The organism is Clostridium cibarium, assembly GCF_014836335.1.
In the GTDB taxonomy this organism is placed as follows: Bacteria; Bacillota; Clostridia; order Clostridiales; family Clostridiaceae; genus Clostridium; species Clostridium cibarium.
Genome location: NZ_JACSRA010000035.1, coordinates 1 through 24,837, shown reverse-complemented (window position 1 = coordinate 24,837; position 24,837 = coordinate 1). Strand labels below are relative to the sequence as shown.

General features: G+C 30.0%; 28 protein-coding genes. 9 read left to right on the top strand and 19 right to left on the bottom strand.

The window, feature by feature from the left end; all coding sequences use genetic code 11:
- The 7 genes from H9661_RS17240 to H9661_RS17210 form a co-directional block, all read right to left on the bottom strand.
- The gene (locus tag H9661_RS17240) at positions 1–321 is read right to left on the bottom strand and encodes a MazG-like family protein (protein ID WP_143318210.1); all 321 of its coding nucleotides are present in this window, start codon (positions 319–321) and stop codon (positions 1–3) included.
- A 143-nt stretch (positions 322–464) separates the two neighbouring features.
- Entirely contained in the window at positions 465–710 is a 246-nt protein-coding gene (gene rpsR / locus H9661_RS17235; protein ID WP_143318209.1) for a 30S ribosomal protein S18, read from the bottom strand.
- Between the two features lie 25 nt (positions 711–735).
- Positions 736–1,185 carry a single-stranded DNA-binding protein gene (locus H9661_RS17230; protein WP_143318208.1) on the bottom strand — a complete coding sequence of 150 codons (450 nt, stop codon included), beginning with the start codon at positions 1,183–1,185 and terminating at the stop codon, positions 736–738.
- Between the two features lie 14 nt (positions 1,186–1,199).
- The gene (gene rpsF, locus H9661_RS17225) at positions 1,200–1,487 is read right to left on the bottom strand and encodes a 30S ribosomal protein S6 (RefSeq protein WP_143318207.1); all 288 of its coding nucleotides are present in this window, start codon (positions 1,485–1,487) and stop codon (positions 1,200–1,202) included.
- Positions 1,488–1,589: 102 nt separating this feature from the next.
- A complete protein-coding gene (locus tag H9661_RS17220) occupies positions 1,590–1,781 on the bottom strand; it encodes a DUF951 domain-containing protein (protein WP_143318206.1) in 192 nt (63 codons plus the stop codon).
- On the bottom strand, positions 1,771–2,661 hold the full coding sequence (locus H9661_RS17215) for a mechanosensitive ion channel family protein (protein WP_143318205.1): 891 nt from the start codon (positions 2,659–2,661) through the stop codon (positions 1,771–1,773). The genes H9661_RS17220 and H9661_RS17215 overlap by 11 nt, the downstream gene beginning before the upstream one ends.
- A gap of 19 nt (positions 2,662–2,680) precedes the next feature.
- Positions 2,681–2,917: a putative Se/S carrier protein gene (locus tag H9661_RS17210; RefSeq protein WP_143318204.1), complete on the bottom strand. Its 237-nt coding sequence runs from the start codon at positions 2,915–2,917 to the stop codon at positions 2,681–2,683.
- A gap of 181 nt (positions 2,918–3,098) precedes the next feature.
- Here H9661_RS17210 and H9661_RS17205 point away from each other — a divergent pair, with 181 nt between their 5' ends.
- Entirely contained in the window at positions 3,099–4,247 is a 1,149-nt protein-coding gene (locus tag H9661_RS17205) for an aminotransferase class V-fold PLP-dependent enzyme (protein ID WP_143318203.1), read from the top strand.
- 56 nt (positions 4,248–4,303) lie between these two features.
- Complete coding sequence (yyaC, locus tag H9661_RS17200; protein ID WP_143318202.1) at positions 4,304–4,903, top strand: spore protease YyaC; 600 nt, start codon at positions 4,304–4,306, stop codon at positions 4,901–4,903.
- Between the two features lie 105 nt (positions 4,904–5,008).
- Here the strand turns inward: yyaC and H9661_RS17195 are convergent, their stop codons facing one another.
- The 12 genes from H9661_RS17195 to rpmH form a co-directional block, all read right to left on the bottom strand.
- Entirely contained in the window at positions 5,009–5,515 is a 507-nt protein-coding gene (locus H9661_RS17195) for a DUF4446 family protein (RefSeq protein WP_243129653.1), read from the bottom strand.
- Positions 5,516–5,556: 41 nt separating this feature from the next.
- Positions 5,557–6,411 carry a ParB/RepB/Spo0J family partition protein gene (locus H9661_RS17190; protein ID WP_143318200.1) on the bottom strand — a complete coding sequence of 285 codons (855 nt, stop codon included), beginning with the start codon at positions 6,409–6,411 and terminating at the stop codon, positions 5,557–5,559.
- An 8-nt stretch (positions 6,412–6,419) separates the two neighbouring features.
- On the bottom strand, positions 6,420–7,187 hold the full coding sequence (locus tag H9661_RS17185; RefSeq protein WP_143318199.1) for a ParA family protein: 768 nt from the start codon (positions 7,185–7,187) through the stop codon (positions 6,420–6,422).
- Positions 7,188–7,335: 148 nt separating this feature from the next.
- Positions 7,336–8,118 carry a nucleoid occlusion protein gene (noc, locus tag H9661_RS17180; RefSeq protein WP_191770020.1) on the bottom strand — a complete coding sequence of 261 codons (783 nt, stop codon included), beginning with the start codon at positions 8,116–8,118 and terminating at the stop codon, positions 7,336–7,338.
- 132 nt (positions 8,119–8,250) lie between these two features.
- Positions 8,251–8,970, bottom strand: coding sequence for a 16S rRNA (guanine(527)-N(7))-methyltransferase RsmG (gene rsmG / locus H9661_RS17175; RefSeq protein ID WP_143318197.1), 720 nt, complete (start codon positions 8,968–8,970; stop codon positions 8,251–8,253).
- A gap of 20 nt (positions 8,971–8,990) precedes the next feature.
- A complete protein-coding gene (gene mnmG, locus H9661_RS17170) occupies positions 8,991–10,874 on the bottom strand; it encodes a tRNA uridine-5-carboxymethylaminomethyl(34) synthesis enzyme MnmG (RefSeq protein WP_191770019.1) in 1,884 nt (627 codons plus the stop codon).
- Between the two features lie 13 nt (positions 10,875–10,887).
- Complete coding sequence (mnmE, locus tag H9661_RS17165; protein ID WP_191770018.1) at positions 10,888–12,267, bottom strand: tRNA uridine-5-carboxymethylaminomethyl(34) synthesis GTPase MnmE; 1,380 nt, start codon at positions 12,265–12,267, stop codon at positions 10,888–10,890.
- Positions 12,268–12,656: 389 nt separating this feature from the next.
- On the bottom strand, positions 12,657–13,283 hold the full coding sequence (gene jag / locus H9661_RS17160; protein WP_143318194.1) for an RNA-binding cell elongation regulator Jag/EloR: 627 nt from the start codon (positions 13,281–13,283) through the stop codon (positions 12,657–12,659).
- A 38-nt stretch (positions 13,284–13,321) separates the two neighbouring features.
- Positions 13,322–14,095 carry a membrane protein insertase YidC gene (gene yidC / locus H9661_RS17155; RefSeq protein WP_191770017.1) on the bottom strand — a complete coding sequence of 258 codons (774 nt, stop codon included), beginning with the start codon at positions 14,093–14,095 and terminating at the stop codon, positions 13,322–13,324.
- A gap of 27 nt (positions 14,096–14,122) precedes the next feature.
- A complete protein-coding gene (gene yidD, locus H9661_RS17150; RefSeq protein ID WP_143318192.1) occupies positions 14,123–14,332 on the bottom strand; it encodes a membrane protein insertion efficiency factor YidD in 210 nt (69 codons plus the stop codon).
- Positions 14,304–14,681, bottom strand: a complete 378-nt coding sequence (rnpA, locus tag H9661_RS17145) for a ribonuclease P protein component (protein WP_191770016.1) — start codon at positions 14,679–14,681, stop codon at positions 14,304–14,306. Before rnpA ends, yidD begins: the two co-directional genes overlap by 29 nt.
- Positions 14,682–14,742: 61 nt before the next feature.
- Positions 14,743–14,877, bottom strand: a complete 135-nt coding sequence (gene rpmH / locus H9661_RS17140; protein WP_143318190.1) for a 50S ribosomal protein L34 — start codon at positions 14,875–14,877, stop codon at positions 14,743–14,745.
- A gap of 528 nt (positions 14,878–15,405) precedes the next feature.
- Between rpmH and dnaA the strand changes: the two genes are divergently transcribed.
- From dnaA to gyrA, 7 genes are all read left to right on the top strand, one after another.
- Complete coding sequence (gene dnaA, locus H9661_RS17135; RefSeq protein WP_143318189.1) at positions 15,406–16,755, top strand: chromosomal replication initiator protein DnaA; 1,350 nt, start codon at positions 15,406–15,408, stop codon at positions 16,753–16,755.
- A gap of 261 nt (positions 16,756–17,016) precedes the next feature.
- The gene (dnaN, locus tag H9661_RS17130; RefSeq protein WP_143318188.1) at positions 17,017–18,117 is read left to right on the top strand and encodes a DNA polymerase III subunit beta; all 1,101 of its coding nucleotides are present in this window, start codon (positions 17,017–17,019) and stop codon (positions 18,115–18,117) included.
- A 39-nt stretch (positions 18,118–18,156) separates the two neighbouring features.
- On the top strand, positions 18,157–18,363 hold the full coding sequence (locus H9661_RS17125; RefSeq protein WP_143318187.1) for an RNA-binding S4 domain-containing protein: 207 nt from the start codon (positions 18,157–18,159) through the stop codon (positions 18,361–18,363).
- Positions 18,364–18,432: 69 nt separating this feature from the next.
- Entirely contained in the window at positions 18,433–19,518 is a 1,086-nt protein-coding gene (recF, locus tag H9661_RS17120) for a DNA replication/repair protein RecF (RefSeq protein WP_191770015.1), read from the top strand.
- Positions 19,519–19,532: 14 nt separating this feature from the next.
- Positions 19,533–19,793 carry an extracellular matrix regulator RemB gene (remB, locus tag H9661_RS17115; protein WP_143318185.1) on the top strand — a complete coding sequence of 87 codons (261 nt, stop codon included), beginning with the start codon at positions 19,533–19,535 and terminating at the stop codon, positions 19,791–19,793.
- Between the two features lie 57 nt (positions 19,794–19,850).
- Complete coding sequence (gyrB, locus tag H9661_RS17110; protein WP_143318233.1) at positions 19,851–21,758, top strand: DNA topoisomerase (ATP-hydrolyzing) subunit B; 1,908 nt, start codon at positions 19,851–19,853, stop codon at positions 21,756–21,758.
- A gap of 21 nt (positions 21,759–21,779) precedes the next feature.
- Positions 21,780–24,269, top strand: a complete 2,490-nt coding sequence (gyrA, locus tag H9661_RS17105) for a DNA gyrase subunit A (protein ID WP_191770013.1) — start codon at positions 21,780–21,782, stop codon at positions 24,267–24,269.
- Positions 24,270–24,837: the final 568 nt, after the last annotated feature.

The following is a 24,837-nucleotide window of genomic DNA, read 5'->3' as shown; positions in this document are numbered from 1 at the left end:
TTAATCTCTCCTTTTACTTATATAATTCTTCAATTCACTAAGGCTTTTACCTTCCTTTTCAACTTCATCCTCTGCCTTTATTCCCATATCCAATTTACTTTTCATGACATGATCTATCTCTGGTAAAGAGTAACCAAGCTTTCTACCTAATACATAAAGAATTATTATAGCACCTGATATACAGTCTAATATTGCATCCTGCGCAACATTACTTCCTTTTGTTAATAATCTAAAAAATTCTCCAATAATACAAAGTAACTGAGCTTTTAAATTTTCAATTATTTTTACATTAGCCATAATATTAAGTTCTCTATGCTTCATTATATTCACTCCTATTTCTCTTTGTATATATATTGTAATTTTTTTTGTGAAGTAATGCAACAATAGTTACGTTTTTTTACATATATTGTAATATATTTTTTTGTAACAAAAAAACCTCTGATATCCATCAGAGGCTGTTATTACTATTCTGTTGTAAATGGTAATAATGCTATATTTCTTGATCTCTTAACTGCGTCAGTTAATTGTCTTTGGTGCTTAGCACATGTTCCAGAAATTCTTCTTGGTAATATCTTACCTCTTTCAGTAACATACTTTCTTAACTTAGCAACATCTTTATAATCTATACTTTCAGCCTTATCAACACAAAAAGCACAAACTTTTCTCTTAGATCTTCTCATCTTACCACCTGGTCTTCTGCTATCTCTCATGATATTTCCCTCCTTACCTTGATTTTTAGAATGGCATATCTCCATCATCTACAGGAGTTATGTCGTCATTAAAGCTTCCACCACTGAACGCATCGTTCTTTGGTCTAGCCGAATAATCAGTATTATCATATCCGCCATTAAATGAATCAGCATTATCTCTAGCTCCACCATTAGAACCTATGAATTCAAAACTTTCTACAGCAACATCTGTAGTATATCTTTTTGAACCATCTTGAGCATCATAGCTACCTGTTCTGATACTTCCTGTAACAGCTATTTGTCTACCTTTGGTAAGGTATTGAGATATTGTTTCCGCAGTTTTACCAAATGCTACGCAATTAATAAAATCTGTTTCATCTTTTTTGAACTGTCTATTTACAGCTACTGTGAATCTACTTACAGCAGTTCCACTTCCAGCAGCAAATCTTAATTCTGGATCTTTTGTAAGTCTTCCTATAAGAACAACCTTATTCATTACAATTCCTCCAATTATGCTTCTTCTTTAACGATGATGTGTCTGATAACTCCATCAGTAATTCTGAATATTCTATCTAATTCTCTTGGTAATTCTGGACCAGCAGTAAAGTTAACTAATGTATAGTAACCTTCGTTTACTTTTGCAATTTCGTAAGCAAGTTTTCTCTTACCCCAGAAATCAACATTTTCAACAGTTCCGCCACCATTTTCTATTACACCCTTAAACTTTTCGATGTTAGTTTTAACAGTTTCTTCATCAAATGATGGGCTTAGTATGAATATAGTTTCGTACTTTCTCATCTTATTCACCTCCTCCCCTCGGACTAACGGCTGTGCTTTGCACAGCAGGGATTACAATTTATTATTTTATCATTTCACATTCTTTTTTTCAAGTATTTTTTATTAAACTACACTTTTTATTATTTTCTTTGCTCCTTTAACAAATTTCGATCTCGGAATCATAATTATCCTTCCACATCCCGTACACTTTATCTTTATATCTGCACCTAATCTAATTACTTCAAATTCGTAACTTCCACATGGATGTTGTTTTTTCATTTCAACCACATCGCCTAAATTAAAATTATCTATCATATTTATCCTCCTTCTTTATTATAGGTTCTGTTATAAGTTGTGGAACCTTTATTCCCTTCTCATCAAAAGCACCCTTTATTTCTTTTCTTAATTTTCTTTCCATACTCCATTGTTTTAACGGTTTACTACCTCCAGAAACTCTTATTATCATACTTGATTTAGATGGATTTACTGAATTCACTCCTAACACTTCGATAGGACTTGTAATATCTTCATTTCTTTCTTCAAATTTCTTTGTTACTTCTGATATTATTCCAATTACATTATCTATATTTTCCTCATAAGATACTTCTACATCTACTATAAACTTTATATTTCCCCTTGAATGATTAGTTACTGTTGTTATAGTTCCATTTGGAATCAGATGTAAGTCTCCAGTAAAATCTCTTATAGAAGTGGTTCTTATCCCTATTGTTTCCACTATTCCTGTGAAATTTCCTATAGTCACGTGATCTCCAACGCCATAGTGATCTTCAAATAAAATAAAGAAACCATTAATTACATCTTTCACAAGACTTTGAGCTCCAAACCCTAAAGCAACACCCCCAACACTAGCCATTGCAACTGACATTCCTCCAAAGAAATCAGCTAATATTAGAGCGAGCCCTGAAAAGTATGTTACATATCTTAACACACTCTTTAATACCCCTCCTATGGTTTTTGCTTTTTGATTGTCCATGCTAAATCTTGCATTGCTTTTAATTTGACGTTCTACAAACTTATCAATTATTCTCTTACCAATTTTTATAGTTAAATACATTAATATTAATATAATAATTATTCTTATTCCCTGATTTATTAGGCCTTCAACTTCGGCTACACTAAAAGTTATACCACCTACATTAAAGTTGTCATATCCTAAATCTAAATTTATAAGCATATTCTACTTTCTCCTTGCATTAAATTGTCTTAAATCCTTCTTTTGTTTTTTTATATATATTCTTATACTCAATTATATTATTCTCTATTATGTTTGTTATTTCATTTTCCTTTTCAAATCTAGTACATATACCACAACTTTGAGTTATCGATGTTGGAGTTGGCATTATCTTGAAATCAAAATTATTCTCAGTTAATTTCTTTTCTGCTAACATTGCATCATGTGTGTTCTTATATACAATTACGTAGTATTCCATATTTCCCTCCTAAAGTTAAAAATATAATTTATATCTCTATTATATATATTTTTTATATTTTATAAAGCTATGATAATTCTATTATATATAAAAAAACTTTCTCATTTCTTAATTATGTATTATTATTTTTACAATAGCATAAAATTATGAAGAATAGTAATTAGATTCAAAAGGAGTTTTTATGAATATATATTTAGATAATGCAAGCACCACTTTTCCAAAACCTAAAGCAGTTGCAGATTCAATTTATGATTATCTTATTAATATTGGTGGCAATGCAAACAGATCAAATTATTCTAATTCATTAGATAGTAGCAGAAAACTTTTATTAGCTAGAGAAAAAATAGCTGATTTTTTTAAATTCGATAAACCAAGTAATATAATCTTCACAAATAATATAACCAGTTCTTTAAATATCCTACTTAGAGGAACCCTAAAGCCTGGTGATCACGTGATATCATCATGCATGGAGCACAATTCAATATTAAGGCCGTTATCAGACCTACAAAATCTTGGAATATCTGTTGATCTGGTACATGCTGATGAATTAGGTTTTATCAATCCAATGAATATAAAAAATTTAATTAAACCTAATACTAAAATGTGTGTTATTTCCCATGCATCTAATGTTACTGGTTCAATCCAAGATATAGACACTATCGGTACAATTTGTAAGGATTCCAATATCTTTTTTGTTGTAGACTCAGCCCAGTCTGCAGGCGTATTAGATATTGATATTAATAAAATTAAAGCTAATGCAATCGCCTTTACAGGCCATAAAAGTTTACTTGGCCCACAAGGAACTGGTGGCTTTGTTATTGATGACAAACTTAACACTGAATGCTCTCCCCTGCTCAGCGGTGGTACTGGCAGCTTATCCTATTCATTAAAGCAGCCGTCTTTTTTGCCTGATAAATTTGAATCTGGAACCATGAATATGCCTGGTATAATTGGATTATCTAGCGGTATTGATTTTATTAATCAGATAGGAATTAATACGATAAGGGAGAAAATAAGCTATCTCAGATCTATTTTACTTGATGGAATTTTAAATATAGATGATCTTACAGTATATGGTGACTTAGATAACAAAAAATCAACAACATGTTTGTCTATTAATCATAAATCTCTAGATCCTTCTGAAGTTTCTTATTTTTTAGATTCTAACGGAATAAAAACCCGTTCTGGATTGCATTGTGCACCTTTAGCACATAAGGCTATTGGCACATATCCAACTGGAACTGTTAGGCTTAGCTTAAGTTATTTCAATTCAGAAACTGACATATATAACACCTTAAACATATTAAGTAAATTGAGAGATAATCTTTAATTTCTTGCATAACAACCTCCTGTATTGGAAATAATTCCATTATAGGAGGTTGTTTTATGAGTACATGTTTTTCTGTTGATTCTAATATTCCAAATTCATATGAAAAGATTAGAGATTATTTATATAAAGAACTTAAACCAATAATTAAATCTGGCAAGTGTATAATTTTCCTATGTATCGGCACAGATCGTTCTACCGGTGACTCATTGGGTCCTTTAATTGGCTATAAATTACGATATCTTAAAAAGAAAAACTTTTATATTTATGGTAGTTTAAGTAATCCAATTCATTCTAAAAACTTAGAAATAATTATTCAAAGAATATACGAGAACTTTGACGATCCATTTATTATTGCTGTTGATGCTTGTCTTGGAAGCTTTCAAAATATAGGGAAGATTTTTATTGATAGGAAACCACTCCATCCTGGGTTGGCAGTTAATAGAAAACTTCCTCCAGTCGGCAACATGAGTATTACTGGAATCGTTAATATTTCTGGCAGTTTCGAATTCATGGTATTACAAAATACAAGACTTTATATAGTAATGGAATTAGCTGATTGTATATCTGCTGGTATATACCACTTCATATTAAAGTCATCTGGAAATAGTAGTTCAACTCAATATATCGAAGATATCATTACATTTCCAAATGTTTAATGGATTCTGCTCCTAATAGAATATCTCAATCTATTTTATGAAGCTTTGTTAATAACTTATCTATTCTTAGGTTACAACAATAAAAGAGATGGTTTCCCATCTCTTTTATTTACTACTTTTATTAGTAGCTTCATTTAAAACATATATTTCTTCCTCTGAAAGATCATATCTTGATATTCCTTTATCAATCGGTTTTGCATAAGTAGTACTTTCTTGTCTCCCATAAATTCCTGTTAACATTACTCCATCGTTATTTTCATCTAAAATAGCTACAGAGAAACTCAAATCACTTCCTACATCTTCAAACGCTTTATACCTCATTATAGCAATCTTTTGAACACATTCCTTTATTCTTTCTCTCATATCTGCACATCTATCTAATGCTTCTTGAGAATTACTATTTGCTTTCTCTATATTCTCTAACTGGCTTATCAATAACTCTTCTAAATTCTTACCTGAAGTTCCCCTCATTAATCTTCTATACTTGTTTTCCAATTTATTTACTGACTTAAATAATACTATGACTAATATAAATAGTAGTAGTATAATAACTGACATCCCTCCAAGTATATATGGTATATACTCATTTAAACTATTTATAACACTTTCCACAACGATTTTCATCCTTTCATAAAATGTTTCACGTGAAACATTTATATATTAATTATATCTAATATTCTTTGAAGATCTTCTTCAGAGTAATACTCTATTTCAATTTTTCCTTTATTATTTTTACTACTCAACTTAACTTTTGTTCCAAAATAATCTTGTAGCTTATCTCTAACATCTTTATAATATGGATTTAACTCATTATTATTGTTAACCTTTTTTCGATTATTATCACTATCTAAGATATTCTTTATTAATCTTTCAACTTCTCTTACAGAAAGTTTTTCATCAATAATCTTTTGAGAAATTTCATACTGAAGATCACCATCTGTTATTCCTAACAATGTCCTTCCATGACCTTCTGATATAACTCCTTCAATTAGGTATTGTTGAACTCTATCATCTAAATTAATTAATCTTAGATTATTTGTTATAGCTGTTCTTGACTTTCCTATTCTCTTGCTAAGTTCTTCTTGTGTGATATTAAAATCTGTTAGTAACTTCTTATAAGCTAATGCTTCTTCAATTGGATTCAAATCTTGACGCTGAATATTTTCAATTAAAGATATCTCTAGCACTTGCTTTTCAGTTAATTCCATAATTATTGCTGGAACTTCCTTTAACCCTAAAAGTTTTGCTGCACGCCATCTTCTTTCTCCAGCTACTATTACGTACTCTTTCCCTTGTTCTTTTAATATTAACGGTTGAATTATTCCATGATGTTTTATTGATTCAGCTAATTCAACAATTTTATCATTATCAAATGCTTTTCTTGGTTGTTCATTGTTGCTTTTAATTTTGTTTAATGAAATCAATAAATTATTCGATGAATCATTACTCTGAACATCATCAGGAATAAGAGCACCAAGCCCCTTCCCTAAAGCAAACTTTTTACCCATAACCTCACCTATAAATTCTGCCTTTCTAAAAACTCTTTAGTGAAATTTAAATATGATTCTGCACCCTTACACTTTTCATCATATAACATAATAGGAAGTCCAAAACTTGGTGATTCAGCTAACCTAATATTTCTAGGTATAGTATTCTTAAACATCAATTCATCAAAATATTTTTCTACTTCCTTATATACTTCATTGCTTAAGTTAGTACGATAATCATACATAGTCATTAAGACACCTTCAATTTCTAAATCCTTATTTAACGACTTCTTAACTAACTGTATCGTATTAACAAGTTGACTTACCCCCTCCAACGCATAAAACTCACATTGTATAGGAATGAGAACTGAATCACAAGATGTTAAAGCATTAATAGTCAAAACACCTAATGATGGAGGACAGTCTATAAAAACAAAATCATATTCTGAATTTAATTCTCGTATTTTGTTAATAAGAATTTGTTCTCTATTGTCCTTTCCTATCATCTCAACTTCTGCACCTGCTAATTCCATTGTTGAAGGCGCTATTGATAAGTTCTGAATTAAGTCACTTTTTATAACAACATCTTTTAGCCTTGTATCTGAAGTTAATACATCATACATAGATAGTTCTAAATTTCTTTTATCTAATCCTAAACCACTAGTAGTATTCCCTTGGGGGTCTATATCTAAAGTTAAAACTTTATACCCTTCCATCGCTAAATAAGAACATAAATTAATATTAGTGGTCGTTTTTCCAACTCCACCTTTTTGGTTGAATATACAAACTACCTTCATATATAAAGCTCTAAACGATAGAGCCACACCCCCTCTCCATATTAATATTATATATATAAACTTATAATATTTAAAGGAATTTTAGAAAAAAAGTAGTACTATATTACTCAATAAAATACAATACTACTAAATTTAATTTATTCTTAATTTATTTTTTATTTTTCGGTATATTTACGGTGATTTGTATGTAATCATCTTTTTCATCAAACTTATACGCTGCAGGTATATTAAACTTATCAAATACTTGCTTAATTGTATTAATATATAACTTTGCAGGAAAAACCGATTTTACTTTTTTCTTTTCTTTCCCACTTAATTGTTTCCCTGCAAGTTTTAATAATTCCTTATTAATAAGCTCTTCCGTCTTCTTAACATTTAATCCTTTTGTTATAACTTTCTCAACAATTTTAAGCTGAAGCTCTTCATCTGGAATACTAAGCAAAGCTCTCGCATGTCTTTCAGTAAGTTTATTATCTAAACATAAGTTTCTGACCTTTGCAGATAATTTTAGTAATCTTAATTTATTTGCAATAGTTGATTGATTTTTTCCCATCTTAACTGCGATTTCTTCTTGAGTAAAGTGATGATCCTGAATTAAATTATAATAGGCTTCTGCCTCTTCAATGAAGTTAAGATCTTCCCTTTGTAAGTTCTCTAATAAAGCAATTTGCGCTGATTCAGTATCCGTAATATCTACAACTGCACAAGGAACTTCTTCAAGTTCTGCAAGTCTCGCCGCTCTCCATCTTCTTTCACCTGCAACAAGTTCAAAAATCTCTCCACGCTTTCTAACAGTTAAAGGTTGTATTATTCCATGTTCTCTGATTGATTGCGAAAGCTCCATTAATGCTTCTTCTTTAAAGTACTTTCGTGGTTGATACATGTTAGGAATTATATCATCAATCTTCACACTAATTATTTCATTACTCATATTACCTAACCCCATCCTTATCATTTAACTTATTTGTCTAATTATAAATTCTATAACGCTTAACTTTTTTCCTTCTTTTTACAATTATTTTTTATTGGAAAGCCTAACATTAATTACATATGCTGTTATCTGTTACTTTAGTGGCTTTTTAGTTATAATTCCAGCTTTTCTAGGATACGATGTAGGACATTCTTTTGTCTTTTTGACAACCACTATGTTATGCTTTAAATCTGTTCCTTCAATATCTAATTCAATTACATCTTCAAGCTTTCCACCTAATACACCAAGTGCATTCCTACACTCTTTAAGTTCCTCATCAATTGCTGGCCCTTTCAAAGCAACAAAATAACCATTAACTTTTACATATGGAAGACAGAATTCAGATAAAACTGTCATATTAGCAACAGCTCTAGATGTAGCAACATCAAAATTTTCTCTTAAATCTTTTAACCTGGCACCATCTTCTGCTCTAGAATGAATAGTTACTACATTAGTTAAATTCAATTCCTTAACTACTAAGTTCAAGAAATTAATTCTCTTATTTAGTGAATCTAATAATGTAACTTCAATATCATCTCTCATAATAGCAATAGGAACTCCTGGAAATCCAGCTCCAGTCCCTACATCGATTAAATTTCTAGCATTTTTAAGTTTATCACTTTTAAAAGCTTTAATACAATCAATAAAATGTTTTTTAATAAATTGCTCATCATCTATTATTGCAGTAAGATTAATTTTCTTATTCCACTCTTGCACAAGCTGCATATATTTAATAAATTTCTCATATTGCACTTCACTTAATGACATGCCAACATCTTGAGATGCTTCCTTCATTAATTCATAAAAACTCATATTTACCTCCTGAGTTTAGTTTAATCTCTTTTCTTTCCATATTGATGCTCCAAGTAAACTAACAAAACCGAAATATCAGCTGGAGAAACACCAGAAATCCTAGATGCTTGCCCAATACTTATAGGCCTAATATCACTCAATTTTTGAATAGCCTCAGTTCTTAACCCTTTAATTTCAGCATAATCTAAATCACTTGGTATTAACTTCTTCTCGAACTTTTTAAATTGCCCAACCTGTTCTAATTGGCTCGCTATATACCCTTCATATTTAGCAACTATATTTATTTGCTCTCCTATATCTTTGCTAAAATGTTCTCTATCTGAATCTAAAGGTTCTAAAGCAAAATAATCTAATTCGGTTCTTTTAATTAATTCATATAAACTAGTTGGCTTTTTCAATTCTGCAGAGCCAAGACTTGCTAAAAATTCATTCACTTCTCTTTTATTTGTAATTTGAAGATTTTTTATTCTATCTAATTCATCTTCAATAAGTTCTTTTCTATTAATAAATTTATCATATCTTTCTTCAGTAACTAACCCAATATTATGACCTATTTCAGTTAACCTAAAATCTGCATTGTCTTGTCTTAAAAGAAGTCTATACTCAGCTCTAGATGTCATCATTCTGTAAGGTTCATTCGTTCCCTTTGTTACAAGATCATCAATTAACACACCAATGTATGCATCAGAACGAGTTAAAATTAATGGGTCTTTTCCTTTTATCTTTAAAGCTGCATTTATACCCGCTACAAGTCCTTGGCATCCTGCTTCTTCATATCCTGAACTTCCATTTAGTTGACCTGCTCCATAAAGGCCTTGAACATTTTTAAATTCTAATGTTGGATTTAATTGAGTGGGATCTATTGAATCATACTCTATTGCATATGCAGTTCTAAGTATTTCAACATTTTCAAGCCCTGGTAAAGTTCTAAGCATTTTAACTTGAACTTCTTCTGGTAATGATGAACTCATCCCCCCAACATACATCTCTAATGTATCTTCCCCTTCTGGTTCAATAAATATTTGATGTTGTACTTTATCAGGAAACCTCATCACCTTATCCTCTATTGACGGACAATATCTTGGCCCAATACCTTTTATAGATCCATTATATATTGGCGATCTTCCAATATTTTCACGAATTATATTGTGAGTATCTTCATTTGTATAAGTAAGATAGCAAGAAATTTGCTTTCTTGAAATATCTCCACTCATAAATGAAAATGGTACTATAGTATCATCTCCACCTTGCTCAATCATTTTTGAGAAATCTACAGAACGCCTATTAATCCTTGCTGGTGTACCTGTTTTAAATCTTCTAAGATTTATTTTTAAATCTAGCAGAGATTGTGAAAGATCATTTGCAGGGAATAATCCATTAGGACCTCCGTTATAACTCACTTCTCCAATAATAATTTTTCCCCTTAAATATGTACCAGTTGCCAATATTACAGCCTTACATTTATATGTAGCTCCGTTTTTAGTTACTACTCCACATATTTTATTATCTTCAACTAGTAACTTAGTAACTTCTATTTGCTTAATTTGAAGATTCTCTTGTTCTTCTAATACTCTTTTCATTCTATGTTGATATCTCATCTTATCAGCTTGTGCCCTTAGCGAGTGAACCGCTGGTCCCTTAGATGTATTTAACATTCTCGATTGAATAAAAGTATTATCTATGTTTATTCCCATTTCCCCACCTAGCGCATCAATCTCTCTTACTAGATGTCCTTTAGCTGTACCTCCAATATTCGGATTACATGGCATCATTCCTATAGAATCTAAATTTATAGTACATACTAATGTATTTAATCCCATTCTTGCTGCTGCTAAAGAGGCTTCACAACCTGCATGGCCAGCTCCAACAACTATAACATCAAATTCTCCTGCATTATAATTCATTTTATCATTACTCCTACTTTCCTACACAGAATTCACTAAATATTTTATTTACTAAATCTTCTTCAAGTTCTGCTCCCGTAATTTCTCCTAATGCTTTCATTGCTGAAGTAACATAGATAGAAATTAAATCTAAATACTCATTTAATTTCACTTTTTCCCTGGCTATATTGCAATTTTCTAATGCCCTGTATAGTGCTTGTTTATGTCTATTATTCGAAATTATGAGACTCTCTGTATCTACTTCTCCACTAAAGAACATATCCTTTATTTTTTTCTTTAAATCATTAATTCCATAACCAGACTTGGCAGAGATTCTAATTACGTCACTTAACCCTACCAATTCTTCATCCTTAACTTTTGTATCTAAATCAACTTTATTTAAAAGAACTATATACTTTTTATCCTTAATATAATCAATTATTTCTTCATCCTCTTTGTCTAACTTTCTCGAAGAATCAATAACCAAAATAATTAAATCAGCTTCATCAATCTTTTCTTTAGATCTTTCAACACCTATCTTCTCAACAACATCTTCCGTCTCCCTAATTCCAGCAGTATCAATAACTTTTACAGGTATCCCATCTAAATTTATAAATTCTTCAATTACATCCCTAGTAGTACCTGGAATATCAGTTACTATAGCTCTTTTTTCTTTCAACAAAGCATTTAGTAAAGATGACTTTCCGACATTTGGTTTACCAATAATAGCCAAGTTTAATCCATCTCTTATAATTCTTCCTTCATCTGCACTCTTAATTAAAATGTTCATTTCCGAAATAGCTTTATTTAGCTGATCCAGTATTTTTATTGGAATACTTTCATCCACCTCTTCATCATCTTCTGTAAAGTCTATAGAATATTCTATTAACGCTAATGTATTTAACATATACTCTCTAAGTTTATTTATTTCCCGGGAAAGGTATCCAGAACTTTGCATTAAAGCAGCTTTCATAGATAAATCAGTTTTTGCTCTTATTATATCTATTACGGCTTCTGCTTGTGGCAAATCTATTCTACCATTTAAAAAAGCCCTTTTTGTAAATTCACCAGGTTCTGCAATTCTACACCCAGCCTTAATTACTTCTTCCAACACCTTATTAGTTGATACAACCCCACCATGACAATTTACTTCTATGACATCTTCAGCAGTAAAGCTCTTAGGCCCTTTCATATAACTAATAATAACTTCATCTATAACATTCTTAGAATCAAGTTCGCAAATCCATCCATATCGCATAGTATAACTTTTCATATCCTTAATATCTACGTTATTTATCCCCTTGAAAACATTGCCTATTATCTCTAACGATTTGGATCCAGATATTCTTATTATAGAAATACCACCTTCTCCTATTGGTGTAGCAATACCACAGATAGTATCAAATTCTTTCATTAGTTTGTCCTCCTTAGAAGTATTCATTATAATTATTGTACTCCTATTAAACTACTATACATTTTACAAAACAATAATCCATAAGTCAAAAAAATAAGGCATTTTAAAATTCTAAAAAAGGTTGTAATTTTATCCTTATTTACCTATATCAAAAATATTAAAATAAATCTTCCTAACCTATATTGCAATTTCCCATCATTTTAGAAACTTTTGTTATATTCTTATATTCTTCAGAATATAAGAATATAAGAATATGGTGGTTATTGGCTAACTAAATGTAATTTTACAAAAACTAATATGTTATAGATTAATACATCGAAAATTTTTTCAAAAAAGTAAGCCATCCAAAACAGAAGCTTAACTTCCATTTTTAGATAGCCTTCTTATTATTAATTTCTTTTAATATCTACTACTATTCTTCTAAAAGGTTCTTCCCCTTCACTAAATGTTTTTATATCAACATAATTTTGAAGTGCCGAATGAATAATTCTTCTCTCATATGGATTCATAGGTTCTAACTTAAAGGATCTTCTACTCTTTCTTACCTTATAAGCAGTTTTCTCAGCTACTCTTTTTAAAGTTTCTTCACGTTTTTTTCTATAATTTTCAGCGTCTAAAATAACTCTTCTATATGGTTGCTCATGATTTTTGTTAATTACTAATGATACTAAATATTGTAGAGCATCCAATGTCTCTCCTCTATATCCGATAACAGATCCCATCTTTTCACCTAAAAGTTCTATATAAACAGAATCTTTATCATCATTTATATTAACATCAGCATTTACATTCATACACCTTAGAATATTATTTAAAAATTCTCTTGCTTCATCCTTATAATCTGCTTTTAAAGTAACCTTAATCTTAGCTGGTTTTCCACCTATAAATTTGAATAAGCCTCTATATCCTTCATCAATTATGTCAACTTCAACCTTATCTTTAGTTACATTTAACTGATTTAAAGCTTTTTCTAATGCTTCATCTACGGTTTTTCCAATAACATCAATTGACTTCATGCCATATTCACCCACCTCTAAAATACTCAAAATCAAGTTTACTTTTTCTTTTTCTTAGCTGATTTATTATTTTCTTCATACTCTGGCATAGCAAATTTAGGAGCTCTAGCTGCTTCCTTTTCTGCTTCAACTTCTAGCAATTCATTTTTCTTAGCCATAGCTGGTTTATAATTAACAAAATAAGTAGTTGCTAATTGTATTACTCCACCTAATACCCAATATATAACCAATATTGATTTAAATTTTAGTGCCATAAATCCCATCATTAATGACATACCAATATTCATTGGCGCCATATTCATAGCACCTTCTCCATTATTAGGAGTTGCTTTAGTCATTAGATACGATGGCAAATAAGTAGACAATGCCGCTAATATAGGCAAAATAAAGTATGGATCTGAATCTCCCAAATTAGGAATCCATAAAAAAGACCCTTCAATGGTCATATTATAAAATACATAATATAGTGCCATTAATATTGGAAGCGGTAATAACGCAGGCAAACAACCACCCGTCATACTTACTTTCTTCTCTTTGTAAAACTTCATAAGTTCTGCATTAGCTCTCTGTGGATCATTTTTATATTTTTCTTGTATTTTCTTAATTTCTGGTTGTACTTCCTGCATTCTTCTTGTGGAATTAGCAGACTTAATATTAAATGGTAATAAACATGCCCTTATTACAATTGTCAATATTGTAATTGCTAGTACATATGATAAACCACCCGTTACACCTAATCCAATAACAAAATTATGAAGCCATTCAAATATAGCAGAAAAGAAATTTGTTATTGGAGCAAATAAAGTCATCATATTGTTAATCCCTCCTATATATAAGATTTATTTAACAGGATCGAAGCCACCTTTACTGAAAGGATTGCACCTTAAGATCCGCCAGCAAGCCAAAATTCCTCCCCTAAATACTCCATGTTTTTCAATAGCATCAATAGCATATTGAGAACAGGTAGGGATATACTTACATCTTGGTTGACTCATAGGTGATATTTTCTTTTTATAAAATTTAATTAGTCTTATCATTATTTCCTTCATTTATATGTAAGCCTGCTTTCTTTAATAAATTATTTACAGCCTTATCAACTTGATGATAATCCTTGTCTTTAAGTTTAGTCCTAGCAACAAATACGAGATCATATCCTTGTATAAGATTATTTAACTTCAATCTATAGCTTTCACAAATCAGTCTCTTACTTCTACTTCTTACTACACTATTACCAACTTTTTTACTAACAGAAATTCCTACTCTATTATATTGGTTTGCTTCTTTATCTCTGTTTCTTCTATTCTTAAGTATATATAGAACTAGAAGATCATTAGAAAATGATTTTCCCTTCCTATATACAATACGAAATTCATTGTTTTTTTTCAATCTGTAAACCATAGGTATTCCTATACTCCTTTTTTTCCTGCATTTGCAGAAAAAAGGCCACAAATTGCGGCCCTTATGCTGTTAATTTTTTTCTTCCTTTTTGTCTTCTTCTTTTAAGAACGTTTCTTCCTGATTGAGTCTTCATTCTCTTTCTAAAACCATGTTCTTTTTTTCTTTGTCTCTTTTTAGGTTGGTATGTCATGAACATTAACAATGCACCCCCTTCGACTCAAATATTTATAGCAATAACTATATTCTTAATTTTTCATTTACTAATTAATTATATATATATCCTCTATCTGTGTCAAGAACGTTGTTCTCTGTTGATAAATTAATATATTAATAAGTTTTTTGTGGATAACTTATTGAATACTAGTATTCCTATATGATATTATAATAAATAGATTGTGAATAACTTGTTTGTAAATAAAAGTTATCCACACCTGTGGACAATATTGTGAATAACTTGTTTATTTTTATTGACATTTCATATATCTTTTTTTTATTTTTACTAAATTTAGTCCATTTTATGCAGCTTTTTGGCTGTTTATAATATAATTACAATCTTTGTGGATAACTTATTATTTACTATTTAATAAATAAGATTATCAACATGTTACTAACTTTAGTTAACATTATAAACATAAATAAAGTTATCAACATCTATTGTTTCTTAGTTTGTTGATAATTAAATTTTGTGATTTTTTATGCTAAAAATTTTTTTGGAGGATAATACATGGAAACTGATCTAAATGAACTATGGCAAAAGACACTAAATATTATTAAAAGCGAGATGAGTGAAGTAAGCTTTAACACTTGGATAAAAAGTTGCGAACCAATTTCTATATCCTCAGATACTATAAAGATTAGTGTTCCCAACTCCTTCACTCAAGATATCTTAGATAAAAGATACAAAGATTTAGTTGCAAATTCAATTAAAGCTACGTGCTCAAAATTATATAATATTGAGTTTTTAATCGCCTCAGAGCTTAAGCCAGAAGAATCTATAAAAAAAGAACAACCTAAAGAAGAGAAGTCAATAATTGTTAATGATGAAATGTCTACAACATTAAATCCTAAATATACATTTGATTCTTTTGTAATAGGTAATAGTAATAGATTTGCACATGCAGCATCTTTAGCTGTAGCAGAAGCTCCAGCTAAAGCATATAATCCTTTATTTATATATGGTGGAGTTGGACTAGGAAAAACTCACTTAATGCATGCCATAGGCCATTACATACTAGAAAATAACCCAAGCGCAAAGGTTGTTTATGTTTCATCTGAAAAGTTTACTAATGAACTTATTAATTCTATAAAGGATGATAAAAATGAAGAATTCAGAAATAAGTATAGAAATGTAGATATTCTTTTAATAGATGATATTCAATTTATTGCAGGAAAAGAAAGAACACAAGAAGAGTTTTTCCATACATTTAATGAACTACATGATGCAAATAAACAAATAATTCTTTCATCAGATAGACCACCAAAAGAAATACCTACATTAGAAGATAGACTTAGATCTAGATTTGAATGGGGATTAATTGCAGATATCCAAATTCCTGATTTTGAAACTAGAATGGCAATATTAAAGAAAAAAGCTGATGTTGAGAACTTAAACGTAGAGAATGAAGTTATGGTATACATCGCAACTAAAATAAAATCAAATATAAGAGAACTTGAAGGTGCGCTAATAAGAATAGTAGCATATTCCTCTTTAACTAATAGAGAAATAACTGTAGATTTAGCATCTGAAGCACTAAAAGATATAATTTCCAAGAAACAAGGAAAAAACATAACAATCAGTTTAATACAAGATATAGTTGCAAGTTATTTTAATCTAAGAGTGGAAGAACTAAAATCTCAAAGACGAACTAGAAATGTTGCCTACCCTAGACAAATAGCCATGTATCTAAGTAGAAAACTTACAGATATGTCTTTACCAAAGATAGGCGAAGAATTTGGTGGAAGAGATCATACAACTGTAATACATGCATATGAGAAAATTTCAGATAATCTTAATAGTGATGAAAACTTACAAAAGACTATTGAAGATATAACAAAAAAATTAACTCAAAACTAATCCACAGCTGTTTATAATAAAGCTATAAGAACTTGTGGATAAATACTAAAAAACAATTTTCTAGTTAATACTGTGGATAAGAGATACTTTTTGTTACTGACTTATCCACAATATTTTTTTATAAAATTATGTTGATAATACTGCCTTTAAAGTACTTATTAACAAATTCACATTCCCTACTACTACTATTACTAAATATATTATTTATATCTATTCTAATTATAGATAATTTAAACTGTTGATAAACTAGGAGGTTATTTAATGATTTTTATATGTGAAAAACAAAAATTACAAGAAGGTATTTTAATTGCTCAAAAAGCAATTACAGGGAAATCAACAATGCCCATATTAGAAGGTATTTATATAAATGCTAGTAAAGATGGTCTAACTTTAATCGGATCTGACATGGATGTATCAATAGAAACAAAAGTAAGTGCTGATGTTATAGAAGAAGGTACTATGGTTATAGATTCAAAAATATTTGGAGAAATTATAAGAAAGCTACCAAACTCTGATGTTCGAATTGAAATTATTAAAAATGATACAGTTCAAATATCATGTCAAAAGTCAGTATTCAATGTAGTATATATGAATTATGAAGAATTCCCATCATTACCTAATATAGATGAGGAAAAGCAAATTCAAGTTCCTCAAAATATATTGAAAAATATGATTAAAAGTACATCTTTCGCTATTGCTCAAGATGAAACAAGACCTATACTACAAGGTATTTTGTTTGAATTGAAAAATAGAAAACTAAACTTAGTAGCCTTAGATGGATATAGGCTAGCGATTAAAACAGAATACTTAGATAGTGATTTTGATATTGAAGTGGTTATTCCAGGCAAAACATTAAATGAAGTTTCAAAAATATTAGAAGATATAGATTCAATTGTAAATATAACATTTACAAACAATCATATACTATTTAATCTAGAACAAACAAAGATAATTTCTAGACTTTTAGATGGAAAATATGTCAATTATAATTCGCTATTGCCTCAAGAACATAAGCTTCTAGTAGAAGTAAATAAGCAGGAATTACAAAATGGAATTGAAAGAGCGTCTTTAATGGCAAAGGAAGGAAATAGCAATTTAATTAAATTAGATGTTCAAGAAGATAACTTAGTAATAACATCTAATTCTCAATTGGGAAAGGTTAGAGAAGAAGTCGGAATAAATTTGCAAGGTGAAGGTGTTCAAATTGCATTTAATTCAAGGTACCTTTTAGATGTTCTGAAAAATATGGAAGAAGATGATGTTGTGTTGGAAATGACATCAAGTGTTACTCCTTGCGTCATTAAAGCAAAGGAAACAGATTCATATAAATATTTAGTATTACCAGTAAGATTGATTAGATAGGAGGAATGCATAAATATACAATATTTATGCAAAAGTGAATTGAAAGAGGTAAAGATTAATACAGAAATCATAAAGCTAGATGCTTTTTTAAAGTGGTGCGGAATAGCATCTATGGGAACAGAAGCTAAAATTTATATAAGTGATGAGCAAATAAAAGTTAATGGTGAAGTATGTACTCAAAGAGGAAAAAAACTAAAGATAAATGATATTGTATCCTTTGATGGCGAAGATTATAAGATTGTTTAAGTTTTAGATAATTTTATAAATATGGATGTTTATTTGCCTAATATGATATAATTATATGGGTGTATATTTATGTTTGTTAAAAAATTAATGTTAATGAGTTATAGAAACTACGATAATCTAAGTATTGAGTTTGGAAATAATGTCAATGTTTTTATGGGAGATAATGCACAAGGAAAAACAAATATTCTTGAATCAATCTATTATTGTGGTTTTGCAAAATCACATAGAACTTCAAGGGATAAAGAATTGATTAATTGGAATTCTGAAAGAGCATTTATTAGTTTAAGTGTAGGTAAGGATAGGTTAGATAAAAGAATAGATATTAATATACTCAAAGATGGAAAGAAAGCTATAACAGTAAATTCTATAAAGATCAGTAAAATCGGTGAACTTTTTGGAACATTTAATGTTGTTATGTTTTCTCCTGAAGACTTAAAGATTATTAAGGAATCTCCTGGTGGAAGAAGAAAATTTATAGATATGGAGTTGTGTCAGCTAAATAAAACTTATTATTATAATCTTGTTCAATATAATAAAGTCATTAATGAAAGAAATATTTTATTAAAGAATAAGAAGTTAAGTGAAGAAATGTTAGATGTTTACGATGAACAACTTGCAGGTTTTGGAGAATATGTAATCAGGAAAAGGTTGGATTATATAGATAAGTTAAATAAGTATAGTCAAGATATTCATAAAGAAATTACATTAGGAAAAGAAATTATCAAATTCAAATATCAATCATCTATTAAGCTTACTGATGATATAAAAAGTAATTTTAGAGAATTGTTAAATAGAAATCGAAAGAAAGATATAGATAGGGGAATTTCTACAGTAGGACCACATAGAGATGACTTTTCTATATTTATTAACGATGTTGATACGAAGAGTTATGGGTCTCAAGGACAGCAAAGAACCGCTGTCTTAACCATGAAGTTTTCATCATTAAAGATTATAAAAGAAGTTAACGGAGAATATCCAGTTTTATTATTAGATGATGTTTTATCGGAATTGGATTTTAACAGGAAGAAATATGTGTTAAGTACTATTAAAGATATTCAAACAATTATTACTTGTACAGGTATATCTGATATAAATGAGTATTTAGACTCAAGTTCTAAGGTGTTTACAGTTAGCGGTGGAAAAATCTCTATTTAAAGGAGGAATGATTCATGTTTTTACATTTAGGGGAAAATGTTACTGTTCCTATAAAGGATATTATAGGGATATTTGATTTAGAAACTACAATGTATGGTTCTGATACAAATCAATTTTTACGAATGGCTGAGGAAGATGGCTTTGTAGAGAGAATAACAGATGAAAAACCAAAGTCTTATGTTATAGCTGAAGTAAATAAAAAAAGTAAAGTTTACTTATCACCAATATCCTCAGCTACTTTAAGTAAAAGAACAGATATGGATTATAACCCATAAGTCCAATATTTAAACCTTCGTGTTTAATTATTGATAATTTTTTAGGAGGAATCTATGTTGGAACAAAATAAACAAAATTATGATGAAAGTCAGATACAGGTATTAGAAGGTCTGGAAGCGGTTAGAAAAAGACCGGGTATGTATATTGGAAGTACTAGTTCTAGAGGTCTACATCATCTAGTTTACGAAATAGTGGATAATAGTATTGATGAAGCCTTAGCAGGATTTTGCAAAAATATAAAGGTTGTTATCAATGAAGATAACTCAATACAAGTAGAAGACGATGGTAGAGGAATGCCAGTAGGAATGCATCCTAAAATGCAAAAACCAACAGTTGAGGTAATTATGACTATCCTACATGCTGGAGGAAAATTTGGCGGAGGGGGGTATAAAGTTTCTGGTGGTTTACATGGAGTTGGTGCTTCAGTAGTTAATGCATTATCAAAGAAATGTATAGTAACAGTAAAGAGAGAGGGCCATCTTTGGCAACAAGAATATGAATGCGGTAAAGTTATTAGTGACTTAAATATAGTTGGAGATACGGATGAAACAGGAACAATAGTATATTTCAAACCAGATGATGATATATTTGATGAGATTGTTTATGAATTTGAAGTCCTTTCACAAAGATTAAGGGAATTAGCTTTTTTGAATAAAGGGATAAACATTACTTTAATTGATAAGAGAGATGATAAGGAAGAAGTATTTCATTATGAAGGTGGAATAAGATCTTTTGTTAGTTACTTAAATAGGAATAAAGAAGCATTACACAAAGATCCTATTTATGTTGAAGGACTTAAAGATGGAATTTCAGTAGAGGTATCATTACAGTATAATGATGGATACAATGAAAATATTTTCTCTTTTGCAAATAATATAGATACAATTGAAGGTGGAACACATTTAGTTGGATTTAAAACAGCACTTACTAGGGTTCTTAATGATTACGCTAAAAAATTTGGACATTTAAAAGAAAATGATAAGAATCTATCTGGTGATGATATAAGAGAAGGATTGACTGCTGTAATATCTGTTAAAATAGGTGAGCCTCAATTTGAGGGGCAAACAAAAACTAAGTTAGGTAATAGTGAAGTAAGAGGAATTGTTGATTCCATAGTTGGAGAAGGCGTAGGAATATTTCTAGAAGAAAATCCAGCAGTTAGTAAAATAATAATAGATAAAGCATTAATGGCAGCTAGAGCTAGAGATGCAGCTAGAAAAGCTAGAGAATTAACAAGAAAATCTGTATTGGAACGTTCAGCATTACCTGGAAAGTTAGCTGATTGTTCATCTAAGGATCCTAGAGAATGTGAAATATACATAGTCGAAGGAGATTCTGCGGGTGGATCAGCAAAACAAGGAAGAAATAGAAAGTTCCAAGCTATACTACCACTAAGAGGTAAGATACTTAATGTTGAAAAGCAAAGATTGGATAGAATATTAAATGCAGACACTATAAGATCTATGATTACAGCCTTTGGAGCTGGAATTGGAACTGATTTCGATATTGAAAAAATAAGATATAATAGAATAATTATTATGACAGATGCCGATGTTGATGGAGCTCATATAAGAACTTTACTGTTAACATTCTTTTATAGGTATATGCGAGATTTAATAGAAGGTGGGCATGTATATATCGCACAACCTCCATTATATAAAGTAAATAAGAATAAGAAAGAAGCATATGCATATTCAGATCAGGAATTAGATAAATTACTTGAGGAATTTGGCGGAAAAGATAGTTCAACTAGCATTCAAAGATACAAAGGACTTGGAGAAATGAATGCTGAACAATTATGGGATACAACAATGGATCCAGAGAAAAGAATATTATTAAAGGCTACTGTAGAAGATGCTATGGCAGCAGATGAAATATTTACAATTCTTATGGGTGATAAAGTTGAACCAAGAAGAGAGTTTATACAACAAAATGCTAAGAAAGTAAGTAACTTAGATATTTAGTACTAATATGAGGTGAAGTACATGAATTTTAATGAAGGAAAAGTCATACCTGTAGATATTAATCAGGAAATGAAAAGATGCTATATAGACTATGCAATGAGCGTTATAGTTGGGCGTGCATTGCCTGATGTAAGAGATGGATTAAAGCCAGTTCATAGGAGAATACTATATTCACTGCAAGAATTAGGACTATATCCTGATAAGGGATATAGAAAATGTGCAAGAATAGTTGGAGATGTTCTAGGTAAGTATCATCCACATGGAGATTCTTCCGTTTATGATGCTTTAGTTAGATTGGCACAAGACTTTTCAATGAGATATATGTTAGTAGATGGGCATGGTAATTTTGGTTCTGTTGACGGAGATAGTGCAGCAGCCATGAGATATACTGAAGCTAAAATGAATAAGATTGCAGTAGAAATGCTAAGAGACATTAATAAAAATACTGTTGATTTTGTGCCTAACTTTGATGGAGAAGAAGAAGAGCCATCAGTTTTACCTTCAAGATTTCCTAATCTTTTAGTAAATGGATCTTCAGGAATAGCGGTTGGTATGGCCACAAATATTCCTCCACATAACTTGGGCGAAATTATAGATGGAACAATAATGTTAATAGATAATCCAGAAACTTCAGTTTTAGAACTTATGTCGGTAATAAAAGGACCTGATTTTCCAACTGGAGCAACTATAATGGGAAAAGCTGGGATAAGAGCTGCTTATGAAACAGGTAAAGGAAAAGTAGTTGTTAGGGCAAAAGCTGAAATTGAAGAAGAAAATTCAAGGCATAAAATTATAGTAACTGAAATACCATATCAAGTTAACAAGGCTAAACTAATAGAAAACATAGCTGATCTTGTAAAGGATAAAAAGATAGTAGGCATATCAGACTTAAGAGATGAATCAGATAGAGACGGTATGAGAATAGTTATAGAATTGAAAAGAGATGCAAATCCTAATGTTATTCTAAACTTATTATATAAACATACTAAAATGCAAGATACTTTTGGAGTAATTATGCTTGCACTTGTAGATAATCAACCACAGGTACTAAATCTTAAACAAGTTTTAAGTCATTATATTACATTCCAAAAAGAAGTTATAACAAGAAGAACAATATTTGAATTAAACAAAGCAGAGGCTAGAGCACATATACTAGAAGGGTTAAGAATTGCACTAGATAATATCGATGAAGTAATTAATATTATTAGAAATTCTAGTACATCAGAGTTAGCAAAAAATACATTAATTGAGAGGTTCTCTTTATCTGATAAGCAAGCAACTGCTATATTAGAAATGAGACTTAGGAGATTAACTGGTTTAGAAAGAGATAAGATTGAAGCTGAATATGAAGAACTTATGAAACAAATTGAGTACTTAAATTCAATACTTGCAAGTGAAGAAAAATTACTTGGAGTAATTAAAGATGAACTAGTAGAAATAAAGAATAAATACAACGATGAAAGAAGAACTCAAATCGAAAAAGTAGTTAATGAAATAGATATTGAGGATTTAATTCAAGAAGAGGAAGTAGTTATAACACTTACTAATAATGGATATATTAAGAGACTTCCTGCTGATACTTATTCTGCCCAAAGAAGAGGTGGTAAAGGAATTCAAGCTATGACTACAAAAGAAGATGACTTTGTAGAACAAGTTATGATCACTTCAACACATTCAGATGTATTATTCTTCACCAATAGGGGGAGGGTCTACAAATTAAGAGCTTATGAAATACCTGAAGCTGGTAGATCAGCAAAGGGTACTAATATTATAAATCTTTTGGCTATAGAACCTAATGAAAGGATAGAAGCTGCTTTAACTGTTAGAGATAACAATAAAGAAGGATTCTTGTTCATGGGAACAAAGCAAGGTATAGTTAAGAAAACTCCATTAGGGGAATTTAAAAATCTACGTAAGAATGGATTAATAGCAATTTTCTTAAGAGATGGTGATGAACTCTTAAAAGTTAAGATTACTCGTGGAGATGCAAATATTGTTATGGTAACTCAAAATGGGTATGCAGTTAAATTTAATGAAGCTGATGTTAGACCTATGGGAAGAACTGCATCAGGAGTTAAGGCAATTAACTTAAAAGGTGACGATGTAGCTGTATGTATGGATATAGCGGTAGATGAAGAAGAGTTATTGGTTATAAGTGAAAATGGGTTCGGTAAAAGAACTCATATAAGTGAATACAAAACTCAAAATAGAGGTGGAGTTGGTTTAATTACTTATAAAATCAGTGAAAAGACTGGAAAAGTAGTTGGAGCGACAATGTGTAAACCTGATGATGAACTTATGCTTATAAATACTAGTGGTGTCGCAATCAGGATTAATGTTAAAGATATCTCTATAACCAGTAGATCTGCTATGGGTGTCACATTGATGAGAACTAATGAAAATGAAAAAGTAGTAGCGATAACTAAGATATCAAGTAATGATGAAGAAAAATCTGATGAAGTTGTAGATACAGTAGAGAATACTGAATCAGACATGGATACTGATATCTAATAAAAGACTATAGATGTTAAAAACATCTATAGTCTTTTTAATTTCTAAATTTATTTGCCACAAGGGAGTGCTTAAAGAGTTTTAAACGATGAGTAAAGAATAAAATGAGAATTATAGAAAGTTATATATAAATATGCATGAAACATGAAGAGTATATATTTGACTTACTTGCAGAAAAACTTATTACTATATATTAAATAAAAGAGTACATTTGCCTACAAGTGATTGTAGAACAATCTCATATTATAAGAACTCTGTACCTGGTGTGTCACTATATGAAATTCAAAGAATAATATAGATAAACTAAGATATTATAGGGTAACCTTTTACAATTGGGTATGAATATATATGTTACTTATTATTCTATGGTAAGATAAGATTCGTCGCTAGGGCAACAGAGAAAGACGAGTGTAAGAGTAATTTGAAATTAATGAAAAAACTTGTTGACATTTGTTGAATAAGGTGATAAGATAAAAAAGTCGCTTGAGGGTGACAAACAAAATGGTCTTTGAAAATTGAACAGATATAAATAAGTTAAAAACCAGCAATTCTTTTAGAGTAAGTTTTT

What these genes read in the sequence shown, in the direction of transcription:
- H9661_RS17240 (WP_143318210.1), bottom strand. Translation starts at nt 321, where the DNA reads ATGAAGCATAGAGAACTTAATATTATGGCTAATGTAAAAATAATTGAA.
- rpsR (WP_143318209.1), bottom strand. Translation starts at nt 710, where the DNA reads ATGAGAGATAGCAGAAGACCAGGTGGTAAGATGAGAAGATCTAAGAGA.
- H9661_RS17230 (WP_143318208.1), bottom strand. Translation starts at nt 1,185, where the DNA reads ATGAATAAGGTTGTTCTTATAGGAAGACTTACAAAAGATCCAGAATTA.
- rpsF (WP_143318207.1), bottom strand. Translation starts at nt 1,487, where the DNA reads ATGAGAAAGTACGAAACTATATTCATACTAAGCCCATCATTTGATGAA.
- H9661_RS17220 (WP_143318206.1), bottom strand. Translation starts at nt 1,781, where the DNA reads ATGATAGATAATTTTAATTTAGGCGATGTGGTTGAAATGAAAAAACAA.
- H9661_RS17215 (WP_143318205.1), bottom strand. Translation starts at nt 2,661, where the DNA reads ATGCTTATAAATTTAGATTTAGGATATGACAACTTTAATGTAGGTGGT.
- H9661_RS17210 (WP_143318204.1), bottom strand. Translation starts at nt 2,917, where the DNA reads ATGGAATACTACGTAATTGTATATAAGAACACACATGATGCAATGTTA.
- H9661_RS17205 (WP_143318203.1), top strand. Translation starts at nt 3,099, where the DNA reads ATGAATATATATTTAGATAATGCAAGCACCACTTTTCCAAAACCTAAA.
- yyaC (WP_143318202.1), top strand. Translation starts at nt 4,304, where the DNA reads ATGAGTACATGTTTTTCTGTTGATTCTAATATTCCAAATTCATATGAA.
- H9661_RS17190 (WP_143318200.1), bottom strand. Translation starts at nt 6,411, where the DNA reads ATGGGTAAAAAGTTTGCTTTAGGGAAGGGGCTTGGTGCTCTTATTCCT.
- H9661_RS17185 (WP_143318199.1), bottom strand. Translation starts at nt 7,187, where the DNA reads ATGAAGGTAGTTTGTATATTCAACCAAAAAGGTGGAGTTGGAAAAACG.
- noc (WP_191770020.1), bottom strand. Translation starts at nt 8,118, where the DNA reads ATGAGTAATGAAATAATTAGTGTGAAGATTGATGATATAATTCCTAAC.
- rsmG (WP_143318197.1), bottom strand. Translation starts at nt 8,970, where the DNA reads ATGAGTTTTTATGAATTAATGAAGGAAGCATCTCAAGATGTTGGCATG.
- mnmG (WP_191770019.1), bottom strand. Translation starts at nt 10,874, where the DNA reads ATGAATTATAATGCAGGAGAATTTGATGTTATAGTTGTTGGAGCTGGC.
- mnmE (WP_191770018.1), bottom strand. Translation starts at nt 12,267, where the DNA reads ATGAAAGAATTTGATACTATCTGTGGTATTGCTACACCAATAGGAGAA.
- jag (WP_143318194.1), bottom strand. Translation starts at nt 13,283, where the DNA reads ATGAAGTCAATTGATGTTATTGGAAAAACCGTAGATGAAGCATTAGAA.
- yidC (WP_191770017.1), bottom strand. Translation starts at nt 14,095, where the DNA reads ATGATGACTTTATTTGCTCCAATAACAAATTTCTTTTCTGCTATATTT.
- yidD (WP_143318192.1), bottom strand. Translation starts at nt 14,332, where the DNA reads ATGAAGGAAATAATGATAAGACTAATTAAATTTTATAAAAAGAAAATA.
- rnpA (WP_191770016.1), bottom strand. Translation starts at nt 14,681, where the DNA reads ATGGTTTACAGATTGAAAAAAAACAATGAATTTCGTATTGTATATAGG.
- rpmH (WP_143318190.1), bottom strand. Translation starts at nt 14,877, where the DNA reads ATGTTCATGACATACCAACCTAAAAAGAGACAAAGAAAAAAAGAACAT.
- dnaA (WP_143318189.1), top strand. Translation starts at nt 15,406, where the DNA reads ATGGAAACTGATCTAAATGAACTATGGCAAAAGACACTAAATATTATT.
- dnaN (WP_143318188.1), top strand. Translation starts at nt 17,017, where the DNA reads ATGATTTTTATATGTGAAAAACAAAAATTACAAGAAGGTATTTTAATT.
- recF (WP_191770015.1), top strand. Translation starts at nt 18,433, where the DNA reads ATGTTTGTTAAAAAATTAATGTTAATGAGTTATAGAAACTACGATAAT.
- remB (WP_143318185.1), top strand. Translation starts at nt 19,533, where the DNA reads ATGTTTTTACATTTAGGGGAAAATGTTACTGTTCCTATAAAGGATATT.
- gyrA (WP_191770013.1), top strand. Translation starts at nt 21,780, where the DNA reads ATGAATTTTAATGAAGGAAAAGTCATACCTGTAGATATTAATCAGGAA.